10 protein-coding genes are annotated in these 13,481 nt (G+C 42.9%); 4 read left to right on the top strand and 6 right to left on the bottom strand.

Annotated features, from left to right (window positions below; genetic code table 11):
- Window positions 1-53 precede the first annotated feature (53 nt).
- Entirely contained in the window at window positions 54-1,691 is a 1,638-nt protein-coding gene (locus EI162_RS00785) for a carbon-nitrogen hydrolase family protein (protein WP_192522526.1), read from the bottom strand.
- Window positions 1,692-2,097: 406 nt separating this feature from the next.
- On the opposite strand from EI162_RS00785, the gene EI162_RS00780 reads away from it, so the two are divergent.
- Entirely contained in the window at window positions 2,098-2,730 is a 633-nt protein-coding gene (locus tag EI162_RS00780; protein WP_225736878.1) for a BLUF domain-containing protein, read from the top strand.
- Window positions 2,731-2,990: 260 nt separating this feature from the next.
- Here EI162_RS00780 and EI162_RS00775 read toward each other — a convergent pair whose 3' ends face one another.
- Window positions 2,991-4,433 carry an FAD-binding oxidoreductase gene (locus EI162_RS00775; RefSeq protein ID WP_192522525.1) on the bottom strand — a complete coding sequence of 481 codons (1,443 nt, stop codon included), beginning with the start codon at window positions 4,431-4,433 and terminating at the stop codon, window positions 2,991-2,993.
- A gap of 490 nt (window positions 4,434-4,923) precedes the next feature.
- Here EI162_RS00775 and serA point away from each other — a divergent pair, with 490 nt between their 5' ends.
- Both serA and uraH read left to right on the top strand, forming a co-directional pair.
- Window positions 4,924-6,150, top strand: a complete 1,227-nt coding sequence (gene serA / locus EI162_RS00770; protein ID WP_192522524.1) for a phosphoglycerate dehydrogenase — start codon at window positions 4,924-4,926, stop codon at window positions 6,148-6,150.
- A gap of 382 nt (window positions 6,151-6,532) precedes the next feature.
- Window positions 6,533-6,961, top strand: coding sequence for a hydroxyisourate hydrolase (gene uraH, locus EI162_RS00765; protein WP_225735317.1), 429 nt, complete (start codon window positions 6,533-6,535; stop codon window positions 6,959-6,961).
- A 200-nt stretch (window positions 6,962-7,161) separates the two neighbouring features.
- On the opposite strand, the gene EI162_RS00760 is transcribed toward uraH, so the two are convergent.
- The 4 genes from EI162_RS00760 to metX form a co-directional block, all read right to left on the bottom strand.
- Complete coding sequence (locus EI162_RS00760) at window positions 7,162-8,220, bottom strand: rhodanese-related sulfurtransferase (protein ID WP_192522523.1); 1,059 nt, start codon at window positions 8,218-8,220, stop codon at window positions 7,162-7,164.
- 347 nt (window positions 8,221-8,567) lie between these two features.
- Window positions 8,568-9,149: a tetratricopeptide repeat protein gene (locus EI162_RS00755; protein ID WP_192522522.1), complete on the bottom strand. Its 582-nt coding sequence runs from the start codon at window positions 9,147-9,149 to the stop codon at window positions 8,568-8,570.
- Between the two features lie 653 nt (window positions 9,150-9,802).
- Window positions 9,803-10,417, bottom strand: coding sequence for a methionine biosynthesis protein MetW (metW, locus tag EI162_RS00750; protein ID WP_192522521.1), 615 nt, complete (start codon window positions 10,415-10,417; stop codon window positions 9,803-9,805).
- Window positions 10,414-11,907, bottom strand: coding sequence for a homoserine O-acetyltransferase MetX (metX, locus tag EI162_RS00745; protein WP_225735316.1), 1,494 nt, complete (start codon window positions 11,905-11,907; stop codon window positions 10,414-10,416). Before metX ends, metW begins: the two co-directional genes overlap by 4 nt.
- Before the next feature lie 358 nt (window positions 11,908-12,265).
- On the opposite strand from metX, the gene hemH reads away from it, so the two are divergent.
- Window positions 12,266-13,285 (top strand): ferrochelatase, encoded by a 1,020-nt coding sequence (hemH, locus tag EI162_RS00740; protein WP_192522520.1) that lies wholly within the window; start codon window positions 12,266-12,268, stop codon window positions 13,283-13,285.
- Window positions 13,286-13,481: the final 196 nt, after the last annotated feature.

Below are 13,481 nucleotides of genomic sequence, written 5' to 3'. Positions count from 1 at the left end.
AAAGTGTTTTAGTAACGAGTTTTAAGTATTATCCCATCTTTGCTCGTAGCAACTTAAGGCTTTTGTGCGCGGTCTTGTAATGGGTTGCCGATAAGGACGCTGCCTGAGTTTTCACGGCGCTCTTCATCGGTCAATTTACTTGCTGAAATTTTGGCTTTCTTTTTCCATTTTAAGCTAAACAGATCGTCACGGCGGTCAATCAAATTGTGTACCGAGCCTTCGTTGCGCACGTGGATAAGCTTGTCTAAATTTAAATCCGAAAAGAATACCATTTCGGTATTGGCGGTGGTTTCTGCCATAATCGCATCGTGAGGGAAGGCAAAATCTGACGGTGAGAAAATAGACGACTGCGCATACTGAATATCTAAGCTTTCGACTTGCGGTAAGTTACCAACTGAACCACAAATCATCACGTAACATTCGTTTTCAATCGCTCGTGCTTGGGCACAGTGACGCACACGCAGATAGCCGTTTTGGGTATCGGTCCAAAATGGTACGAATAAAATATCCATATCATCAAGCGCCATCAAGCGGGCAAGCTCAGGAAACTCGACGTCATAGCAGACCAAAATACCAATTCGGCCGGCATCAGTATCGAATACTTTGACTTCATCACCGCCTTCGATTACCCAAGCGCTACGCTCATGTGGGGTAATATGGATTTTGCGCTGTTCTTCTACCGTGCCGTCGCGGCGACAGAGGTAACTGACATTATATAAGGTGTCATTTTCATCAAGCAGGGGCATAGAGCCAGTGATGACGTTGACATTATAGCTGACGGCTAAGTGTGAAATCTCGTTTTTGAACCATTCGGTATAACCTGCCAAAAATCGAATAGCGATGTTTTGATCCGTCGATTCGCACAAACCCATCAATGGTGCGTTAAAAAACTCGGGCAAACAAGCAAAGTCTGAGTTGTAATCGGCCATAATATCGACAAAGAATTCGACCTGCTGGAGCAACTCTTCAGGCGACTCGACTTCACGCATTTGCCATTGAATACCCCCAATGCGCACCTCAGACTTTCGAGTATTTGGTTTGTAATCTTGTGGCTCATAATAAATGTTTGCCCACTCAAGTAAAGTGGCAAAGCCTTTAGATTGAGCGTCATCTGGTAAGTAGGCGGTCAAAATACGCTTGACGATAAAGCCATTCGATAATTGGAAAGACAACGCAGAGTCATGAATTTCACGAGCGGCAACCGCATCGATATAATCACCAGGCGTGAGGTCTTGGTGGTTATGATAATTGGGAATACGACCACCGGCCAAAATCGCGCGGAAGTTTAACTGGCGGCACAGCTCTTTACGAGCGTCATAAAGCCTGCGGCCTAAACGATAGCCGCGATATTCAGGATCAATTAAGGCATCGAGACCATAAATAGCATCGCCTTCGGGGTTGTCTCTGATAATTTCTTTATGACCAATCAAATCATCATAGGTGTGCGGGTTAGAAAACTTAGCATAATCAACGCGCATAGAGAGGACGATGCCGATCAGCCTATCATGGTCAAATAATGCAATCTGACCTTCAGGAAAGGCATCAATCAAAGTATGAATGGTGGTCTTTGACCATGCGCCGCCTAAGTTTACATAGACACGGTCCATCAGTTCCTTTAGTTGCAAATAGTCTTTTTTCTTAATTTCAGCAATCGTTAGATGAAAGTCGTCTATCTTTTCTATTTTACTCATAATATTCCTGTTTTGATGCTTTACTGGTTTTAGTAAGAGCGAATATGGTGGTGTGATAGCATGCAAACGGCCAAGCTTTTGTGTAACAAAGGCGATAAAGAAGTTTCAATCATAAAATATTACCGCTACAATAATTTATTGTTGTATTTACAATCGCTTATGGTTATATTTTAGCGTATTTTACCTATCTATTTTAGTGTTGCTGAAGTGGTTTTCAAAGCGCTTATATTAACGCGTTTATTATTGTGAAATTGGCTAGTTATGATAGCAAGCTGCATAACCAATAACAGTCTATCGCGGTAAATATTTGCTATGTTTTTGTGAGTTGCTTGCCGTACCTCTTGTTGATTTAGACATCTGTTGCTTATTTTTTAGTCGTATTGCAGCGGCTTTTTAGGATTGTTTTATGATGCCTTTAGATCATACCAATAAAGTCAGTACGTGGGACGAAATAGGGGATTCAGCTATCGTGCAATTGGTGTATGTCAGCACTCTGACCATGACCTCACGCTTAAACACCTCTATATTTGAGGAGGTAGAGTGCCACGCGCGTAATTATAATCAGCAGCATGGTATTACAGGTACTTTATGTTATGGTAATGGTCACTTTTTGCAATGTATCGAAGGCGAAAAGGCGCATGTATTTGCCTTAAAACAGCGTATCTTTACCGATAACCGTCATAAGAATGTCGAGATGTTATTGTTGCAAGCGATAGAGCATCGCAGCTTTGATGATTGGCGTATGCATTTGCTGTTTTTGGAGCGTTGGTTATGGTCACCTGCCACCAAAAGCCAAGCCGCACAGTTGTCACCGTTTTTGCCGTTTGCACCGCATGGTTGGGTGCCAGATCGTACCGAGCAGTTTTTACAAATCATCAAAGCTTTTGATAGTCCGCCACATGTCAGAGCAGCAGGCATTACTTATAATGCACTGGGTAATATGTTTCGTCATATCGCCGCGCCGCATCAAGCCTTTTTAATCGTTCAAGGTTTTCTGAGCGTGCTACTTATACTGGCGCTTATATTGCTATATTTATAAGTTAAAAAATCGTAAAGTTCATAAGACGAGTAACAAAAAAGACGCTAACATGCTCAGTTTAGCGTCTTTTTTGTTGGTAGTAGTGAAAAGCAGTATAGGCAGTTCCATATAAAATCGATACACTGATCGATACACAGGTAGCCACGTGCTACTGTTATAAATTTTTCTTGCTTGCTGTTCGCAAGCGTGACAGAGGCTGCGAAAAATTTACTCCAGTAGCACTTGTATCGGTTCTAAAGTGAATCAACTATATCAATACATCACATATCAAAAATTTTACCACGATTCATAATATTATTGGGGTCAAAGACTTTTTTGACCTCACGCAGATAGTCAATCTCAGCCTCGCTACGGCTATAGTTTAGATACGGCTTTTTAGTCATCCCCACGCCATGTTCTGCAGATACCGAGCCGCCATATTTTTGTACCGTCTCAAACACATGCTTATTGACGATTTGACACTCGGCAAAGAAATCATCTTTGCTCATATTTTCAGGTTTTAAGATATTAAGATGCAAATTACCATCACCGATGTGACCGAACCAGCACACCTCAAAGTCAGGATAATTGCTGCTGACGATATGATCAATCTCAGCGATAAATTCAGGAACATAACTGATGAGTACCGAAACATCGTTTTTATAAGGGGTAAATACCGAGATGGTCTCAGAAATATATTCGCGCAGTTTCCACAGCTCTTCAGCCTGTGCAATACTTTGACTCATGACTCCATCGACGACCCAACCTTGCTCCATACAATGCTCAAATATGGCCATGGCTTTATCCATGATTGGCTCGTATGGCGCTTCAAACTCTAACAGCGTATAAAACTTGGTACGCGATTCAAACGGTTCTTGTACTTGACCGTGTGCCATCAGTTTATCAATCGCCACATCATCAAAGAATTCAAAAGCGGTTAAATCAATCTTCGCTTGGAAGGCAGACAAGACATTCATCACATCATTAAAGTTGTCCATGCCGAGCACCATGACGTTTAAGTCTTGTGGCTGACGCTCAAGCTTGATTTGGGCGTGGGTGACCAAACCAAGCGTGCCTTCACTACCAATAAAGAGTTGACGCAAATCATAACCCGTGGCATTTTTTATCATCCCGCGATTGAGCTGCAAGATGTCGCCTTTACCCGTGACCACGGTCAGCCCCATAATCCATTGACGGGTCATGCCATAACGAATGACTTTAATACCACCAGCATTGGTACCAATATTGCCGCCGATTTGACTAGAGCCTGCTGAGGCAAAATCAACAGGATAATAGAGGTCTTTTGATTCGGCAAATTGTTGTAGTTGTTGAGTGACGACGCCTGCTTCAATTTCAACCATACGATCGGCAGGATAGAACTGACCAATATGGTTCATCTTATCCATACTGACCACAATCTCGCCATTGGCTGCCACTGCACCCGCAGACAATCCCGTACGACCACCACTTGGCGTTAGTACGACATTGTGCTCGTTGGCAAGTAGGACGATGGCTTGTACTTGCTCGGTGGTCTTTGGAAAAACGATGGCCGCAGCATTAGGGGCAAAGTGCTTAGTCCAGTCTTTGCCCCAATGTTCTAAGCTTTCGCTATCGGTTTTGATTTGGTTGGCGTCAAACTGATGAGTATTTAGCAGAGTGCTTAAAATGTTTTGAACGGCAGCAGTAGGGGTGTCGGATGTGCTTTGGCTAGATAAAGAAGTCATGGTCAAATCTCGGTATAAACGTAAGTGCTATGCATAAAAAGGATTATTATATCGCTAAATTGATATATCTAGGTGTACATAAGTATGTTTATATAGGGCGTGTTGAACCTTCACAAGTTGAAGCTTCACAAATAGTCGCGGTCAGTTCAAAATAAAAGCGATACGACTTTAGTAAATTAAATTTAGTAAAGTAAAAAGTAACGTGCTATTGCTATAATTTCTCTTGTTTGCCGTTCGCAGGCTTGCCAGCGATTGCAAAAAAATGATAGCCAATAACACTGTGTCGTTTTTAAAATGAATCTATTATATAACGTTTAGATAAACTGATTCACTATAGCATAAAAAGTTTTCAGGCTTGATAACCAATAATTCATCTAATCTGCTAACATCGCCGCCCGATTTTGTGTAAGATATCCAAACTGTTTTCGTTTCATCCATCATAAGTTATCGCTTAGATAATTTTATAAGACAATTATAGGACAGTTCTCATATGGCGTTATCACTCCAAAAAGACAAAATCCGGTTTTTATTGCTTGAAGGTCTACACGACAATGCTTTAAAAGTATTAGAAGGCGCTGGTTATCATAATATTGAGAATATCAGTCACGCTCTAGATCAAGATGAGCTGATCGAAAAAATTAAAGATGCCCACTTCATTGGTGTTCGCTCGCGCACCCAGTTGACCCGTGAAGTACTTGAGCATGCAAACAAGTTGATCGGTATTGGCTGCTTTTGTATCGGTACCAACCAAGTAGATTTGGACGCGGCACGTGATTTGGGTATTCCCGTCTTTAACGCGCCATTTTCGAACACACGTTCGGTGGCTGAATTGGTATTGGCGGAAGCCATTATGCTATACCGCGGTATTCCTGAAAAGAATGCAACGGTACATCGCGGCGGCTGGGGCAAATCGGCGACCAATTCTCATGAAGTGCGCGGCAAAACCATCGGTATCGTCGGTTACGGTTCTATCGGCTCGCAACTGTCTGTATTGGCAGAAAGTTTCGGTATGAAAGTCATTTATCATGATGTAGTGACCAAATTACCACTTGGCAACGCCGTACAGGTCAGTAGCTTAGAAGAGCTACTATCGACTGCTGATATCGTCACCTTGCATGTGCCTGATGTCCCAAGCACGCGCTATATGATGAAAGCTGAGCAGTTCGCGCATATGAAAGATGGCAGCTACTTTATCAACGCTGCTCGTGGTACGTGTGTTGAGATTGATGACCTTGCGGCTGTACTTGAGTCTGGCAAAGTATTGGGCGCGGCGATTGATGTGTTCCCAAAAGAGCCAAAATCTGCTGATCAAGAGTTTGAATCCCCACTGCGTAAGTTTGATAATGTCATCTTGACCCCGCATATTGGTGGCTCAACGCAAGAAGCACAGGCCAATATCGGTCTAGAAGTCGCAGATAAGTTCGTCAGATATTCTGATCAAGGCGACACGGCGACAGCTGTGAACTTCCCAGAAGTTTCTCTGCCGTTCAAAGAAGGCTCGCATCGTCTGTTACATATCCACAAAAACGTCCCAGGCGTACTGTCACAGATTAACCGCTTATTTGCTGAAGCACATATCAACATTTTAGCGCAGAGCCTAATGACTGAAGGTGATGTGGGTTATCTGGTGATGGATGTTGATTATAACGATTCAACAGCGGCTTTAGATCAGTTAAAAGACGTCGAAGAAACCATTCGCGTGCGTATTTTGTTCTAAGTAGCACTTATATTTAGATAACACGGATATTTAAATAGCAGGTAGATCTAAAATTAAACGCTCGTATATCGATAGCAGGCAATTGAAATAATTGTCTGCTATTTTTTTGTCGGTTATTCTTTGTTCAACTGTTTTCGTCTAACGGGTATTGATTAGCACAATCACCACAGCCTATAAAACTTTATTATATAAATTAACATTTTCTTTACAATGATATCTGTATGACAACTTATACTAAACGAACATATTGCTCAGACACAAAGTTAATTGCTTCTTCGTTATGATATGAAGTGAAGTAGTGAGGCAACTATCTAATAGACGCCTAGCATGATAAATAGAACCAAATTAGTATAAATAAATGAAACGTTATATAAGGGTTTTTATGAAAACAACGATGATAAAAGCTGCTGCATTAGGTGGCGTGCTGGCTATGAGTGCGACAGCAAGTTTTGCGGCTGGTGACCAAGATAAATATCAGTTATCGAGTCATATCCTAGATATTAGTACAGGCAAGCCTGCACCAAATGTCGATGTAAAACTTATGATGCAAGATGATGGCGCCTGGAAATTACTTAGTACTAAAACGACCGACGACAATGGCCGTATTAATAACTTTTTACCAAATAGTGGCAATGTCGATCACGATGGTACGTATAAGTTAATATTTGAGACGACACCTTATTTTCGTAATCAAAGCTTAGAGTCTTTTTACCCTTATGTTGAAGTGAATTTTAATATCGAAGGCGACAAGCATTATCATGTGCCAATTACCTTGTCAGCATACGGCTACAGCACTTACCGTGGTAGCTAATACCAAACCCAAAAGGTAAGATTGGCTGTGTCAAACTTGTTTAGTCTACAAGAGGTAGTACTTACACGCGTTTTTCTTGCCACTCTAATTTTTGTGAATGGTATAAGTTTTATTAAGTACACGTTTTAGAAGAAAGTAAAAATAAGAAAAGCCCCGATCAATTTGATTGGGGCTTCTTTATGGCTTTTTTCGGCGTCGTTTTATTTTGCTTTGGCTTTATTGGCAGCTTCTGCTTGCAGGCGAGCTTCTGTTTTAGCTGCTTTACGTTTTTCAATCACATCGATGACGTCGCTACCGATATGAGCTTCGCCACGTTTTTTGGCCAGCTGCATCTGATGCTCACGCTCACGGAAACGGGCTTTTTGCTCATCGGTGGCTTTATCGATACAGTGCGGGCATGATTCGCCTTTGATATAGGCAGAGCTTTGCATCTCATCGACAGTAATTGGCATACGACAAGCAAAACATTGCTCATAGTTGCCTTTTTCTAGGTTATGATTGACTGATACACGGTTGTCAAAGACAAAGCAATCGCCTTGCCACATAGACTCATTGGCAGGGATTTCTTCTAGATATTTTAAGATACCACCTTCTAAATGGTAGACCTCTTCAAAGCCTTGTTCGCGCATAAATGCTGTGGATTTTTCACAGCGGATACCACCGGTGCAGAACATCGCAACTTTTTTATGTTTGCTTGGATCCATCTCTTTGGCGACGTATTCTGGAAATTCGCGGAACGTTTCGGTATTTGGGTTGACCGCATTTTGGAACGTACCGATTTGTACTTCGTAGTCGTTACGCGTATCGATAAGGATAACATTAGGGTCTGAGATAAGCGCATTCCACTCGCTTGGTTTAACGTAACGTCCGACCGATTGTAATGGGTCGATGTCTTCTACGCCCATAGTGACGATTTCTTTTTTGAGCTTCACTTTGGTGCGATAAAAAGGCTGGGCATCGGTATAAGACTCTTTAAAGGTAAAGCTGCCAATCGCTTCGATACTACGCAGATAATCAAGGACGTTATCAATTCCTTGGCGTGTGCCAGAAATCGTTCCGTTAATACCTTCAGCAGCAATCAATAATGTGCCTTTAACTTCGTTATCGAGCATGGTGTTTAAAATTGGCTCGCGGTATTGCTCGAAATCAGCAAAGCGGGTGAATTTATAAAGGGCAGCAACGACGATGTTGTTGGTGACGCTATCGTATTCGGTCGCATGGGTTGGTGCTTTTACGTTAGTAGCTTGTGAGGTACTCATGTTTTTCTCCTGCTGGCTAGGTCGCAAACCTAGTGCATTGGGTGGACAGTCAAACCCATATCAATACGCTATTGTGTCATCCTCGCTTGATGTACTTTGGATACTATCTGCGCTCGGTTTCCTTATATCGTAATCACTCGGGTTAGACTTTGTTAGTTTAGAAAGGGTTATAACATTGGTGCAGTTGTGGAATTAACCAAATGCGCGCGTAGTGTAGCAAATTTGATGGGGTTTTTGCAGATTTATCGATACGTTTATCGAAACAATATAGCGTAGAACAATGATGAAAAACAAAAAACCCAGCTAATAAGCTGGATTTTTTTATTATGCTCTAAACTATTAAAAGCTTACTTACTTTGAAACCAAGTATCTGCTTTGCTGCGAGCGCTAGCAATGTCTGAGCTTGATAAGTTCAATGCCAACTGGCCGATTTTGCCACGTGCTTTGTTACGCACTTTTTCGTCAAGCATGCCATCGCGAGCAGCCAAGTCGTACCATTTATAGGCATCAACCAGATTTTTTTGTTTCTCATCTAACAGTGCAAGCGTATAGCTGGCACGGTTATCACCGCGCATCGCCGCTTTTTCTAACCAAACGCGGGCTTGTTGTAGGTTAGGTTTTACACCTTCGCCGCGCAAGTACATAATGGCAAGATTTAGCTGGGCAGGGGCAACACCTTGCTGGGCAGCTTTGGTATACCATTGGATGGCTTGTGGTGTATTTTGAGCAATACCTTGGCCTTTTTGTAGGCGCTTGGCTAAATAAAACTGGGCGTGATGATTGCCTTGAGCAGCGCTCGCAGACAGCTCACTAACCGGCATCAGCTCAAAACGAGAGGTATCAAGTGGCACGTTCGATATTAACTCAGCATTGGCTAAGCCCGCACAAGAAAATAATGCAGTAAACAACGCAGCTTTTAATAATTTCATAGCAGCTCCAAAATTAGGCAGTTAATAAGCAAAAAGAATGGTACCGCTAAACATTGTCTCGCTAAAGACAGTTAGACGGCGATAACAATTAGGTGGACCCTTGCGATACCAACTTACCTAATTATTAGTAATGTAACCAATGATGATAGCGTCATATTGACTCTAGTCGATCCGATAAACGGTCGTAATTAGGGTCTGGCTGACACTGTTTTGTTAGCTTAACACCCAAACTTACGAAACTCAAATACTAATTACAAGATTTAATAGCCAATTATACGTTATTGTCTCCAGTAAAATCATACAGTTACTAGAGGGTAAGAAAATAATAACACTTTGTTAGGATTTATGGAATATTCAAATGTGGCACTGGTGGTATAGTTAAAATACTTTAAAAACGCTACGATACTGCGGGTATAGTTTTTTTGTAGCCTCTGTCTGCGTAGGCACAGCAAGCTAGAAAAAACGGTACCTGCAGTACGTGATGTATCGATTTTACTTTTCACTGACTATAGTTAAGGTATTTGAATGTTCCACAGGCGCTAAGGTTGAAACACGGCTTATTGTAGAGTGGCTATTAGTTTATATGGTTGCATAGCCAATAGCACTGTATCTTTTTTAGATTGAGTTGATCATAGCCATACCTACTGCCATTGCTATGGCTTTTGCTTAGTAACACGATAGATGGCAACATCTGCCAACAGGTTGGGAGCCTGCCGTATCAAAGCAGTCATCAGTGGTGTATGCGCTTTTTCAGAATCACTGACGGCGAAACGGCTGATAATATGAATATCATGCTCAGTGCAAAGCTGTTCAAAATCCTTAAAAGTGCACAGATGAATGTTTGGGGTGTTATACCATTCATAAGGCAAGGCTTCTGAGACGGGCATTAGCCCCTTTAGCCCTAAATGTAGTCGGTTTTGCCAGTGCGCAAAGTTAGGGAAGGTGATGACCGCCTCGCGCGCGACTCGCAACATATCAAGCAGTAACACATCAGGCGATTTGACGGCTTGTAACGCCCGCGCCATCACCACCGTATCGAAGCTATTATCAGCGAAACGCGCTAAGCCGTCATTGAGGTCTTGCTCGACAATGGATAAGCCATTGGAGATCGCCTCGTTGATTTTGTCTTCGTCAATCTCAAGCCCGTATCCAGTCACGCCGCGATTTTTTTGTAAATGGGCGAGCAGCTCACCGTTACCACAACCCAAGTCTAAAACGTGTGAGTTTGGAGCAATCCAGCGCTCGGCCAATTGATGATCCATTCTCATGAGCGCGCTCCTGATTCTTTATAACTGCTTTGATGATTGTTTTTCTTGCTGTTTTGATCGTTACTTTTTGACAGGCTATCTTTTGACTTATTCGCCGTGATAAAGGGAGCATTCAAAAACCCTCTGACCGCGCCCATATAACGTGGAATATCAAATAAAAATGAGTCATGGCCATGCGGTGCATCGACATTGATATAGCTGACTGGCTTACCAGTGGCCATCAGTGCATCGACGATTTCTTGTGAGCGCTCCGGTGCAAAACGCCAATCTGTGGTAAATGACACGATTAAATACTGGCATTGTGTATGGGCAAAGGCGGCTTTCAATGCCGTTAGCTCTTGCTGATGGATATCCTCGCTCTCATCTACGGCTGCTACCGCGTCCTTTGGTTCATTTTTTTGCGCAGGTTGTTGAGCGTCTTTGACTGACGCAGCAATAGAGTCTTTGAGCTGTGCTGATGATGCGGTAGGCACTGATGGATGTGATTGTTCTGATGACATTGATGGCTTTAATGGATAATCACGAGTCGGGTCAAAATAATCTAAAGCTTTGGTCATGAGCAGATAAGTATTGGCGTCGAAGTTCTCGCTAAAGCGTTCGCCTTGATAGCGTAGGTAGCTCTCGACTTGGAACTCAACATCGTAGCCATACATAAATTTGCCAGATTTTAAATCACGACCGAACTTGGCTTTCATCGCATCGTCGGTCAAATAGGTGATATGACCAACCATGCGTGCCAATATCAGCCCGCGACGAGGATAAGTGCCCGCTTGCAAATAGCGTCCGTCTTTAAAGTCGGGATCAGAAAGAATGGACTGGCGCGCCACTTCATTAAAAGCAATATTCTGGGCAGAGAGCTTAGGGGTACTGGCGATAATGACGCAGCGTTTTAACCGATTTGGATAGTCAACTGACCATTGCATGGCCTGCATGCCACCCATTGAGCCACCGACAATGGCATGCCAAACATCAATACCTAGACGGTCTGAGAGCATCGCTTGGGTCTTTACCCAGTCTTTAATCGTGATGAGTGGAAAGTCAGGGCCATAAACTGCTGCTTCGTTGGCCTGATTGTTTTTGTCTGAATTGTGCTGGTCTGAGCCGACACTTTCTGGATTAATCGTCGTTGGGCCAGTAGAGCCAAAACAGCTACCAATATTATTGACGCAGACCACATAAAATCGATTGGTATCGATGGCTTTGTTGGGGCCAATCATATTGTCCCACCAGCCCGCCTTTTTATCATCGGCATGATGAAAGCCTGCCGCGTGATGGCTGCCTGAAAGGGCGTGGCAAATGAGTATGGCGTTTGATTTGTCACTATTCAGCGTGCCGTAAGTTTCGACTATCAGATCAAATGACGGCAAAGTGCGATTACACTCTAAGGTCAACGGCTCGGCGAAATGAAAATTCTGGGGAGTAACGATGCCCACCGAATTAGATTTATTTGTGGGGGACTGGTCACTGGTATTATCAGGGCGTGCGTTCAAATCTACCTCGCAAGACAACAATCATCAATAAAATAAGAAGGGGACTATGTCGACGGACTGTTTTATCGACATTTTTTTAAACGGTTTTTGTCTACACTGTTTCTTTGTTTGACAATGTGCTTGCCTATTGTATGGCGATGCGCGTATGAGTACAACCTTCGAAAGTAGTCTTTCGAGCTTAGTTTTTATAGCAAGTAAATAATGGATAAAATCTATGGTTCACCACTGCGTATCAAATTGTATAAAGACACTTTTGCAATGCGTAGCCAATGGATAAAATGCTACACTAACATGGTGTTACTTTAATCATGTCTTAATAATCCTATCTCTAACAACCTGACCATAAAATAGTGCTGCTATGAAACCTGAACTGCCCCCACGTATTGCCGTCTTACTTGTTAACCTTGGTACACCAGATGAGCCGACTGCGCCTGCTGTGCGACGTTATCTTAAACAGTTTTTATCAGACCCACGAGTGATTGAGATTCCCAAGTTTTTATGGGCAATTATCCTTAATATTTTTGTGTTGCCAAGTCGTCCTAAGCGTGTGGCCAAAGCCTATGCCAGTATTTGGGAAGGTGATTCGCCCATTCGTAAGATATTAAACAGCCAAGTTGAGATGCTAGAGCCACGCTTGGCCGATAGTGTCGCCCCATTTCGGGTTTCTGTACACTCTGCGATGAGCTATGGCAATCCTGGATTGCCTGATGTGATGGATACTTTGCGTGATGAAGGTGTTGACCATTTTGTTATCTTGCCATTGTTTCCACAGTATTCCGCATCTTCTGGCGGCGCGGTCTATGATGCGCTGACCAAGTGGACGCTTAAGCAACGTAATTTGCCAAATTATACGATAGTCAAAGATTACTTTGCCCATCCGTTATATATTCAGGCGTTGGCCGATTCGATTCGCCGTTTTCAAGCAGAGCATGGCAAACCTGAAAAGCTGATGTTTAGCTTTCACGGTATCCCGCAGCCTTATGCCGATAAAGGTGACCCGTATCCTAAGCGCTGCAAATGTACCGCAGCGCAAGTCGCCCAGGCGCTTGGCTTAAAAGACGATGAATGGATTATCAGTTTCCAGTCGCGCTTTGGTAAACAAGAGTGGGTGAAACCTTATACTGACGTGGTATTAGAGGATTGGGGCAAGTCTGGTGTGCGCTCAGTACAAGTGATTAGTCCGGCATTCTCAGCGGATTGTTTAGAGACGCTAGAAGAACTGGCCATTGAAAACCGTGATAACTTTCTCAGTGCAGGCGGGCAAGAGTATCATTATATTCCCGCCTTGAACCTCGATGAGGCGCATATCGACTTGCTTGAAGCATTAAGTGCGCCATTGGTAAAAGGCTGGGCGGGAACGCTAGATGGTTGGGCATAATTGATTGAATTTTAAAATCATAAAAAAATACCGGACTTAACGTTCGGTATTTTTTTATCTACATAATTGTAGGATACGACTTATGAAATAAAGTTGGGATTTTATCCATTGACAGGTAAACTATGGCGGAATAAAGTTTTCTAGGGGCTGTATAGAATTCAAATCAGCGGCAGCCAGATAAAGACACAAGCGAGAA

This window comes from Psychrobacter sp. FME6, from assembly GCF_014861365.1.
In the GTDB taxonomy this organism is placed as follows: domain Bacteria; phylum Pseudomonadota; class Gammaproteobacteria; order Pseudomonadales; family Moraxellaceae; genus Psychrobacter.
Note: the sequence above shows the minus strand (reverse complement) of the source record. Positions and strands in the feature narration are given on the sequence as shown.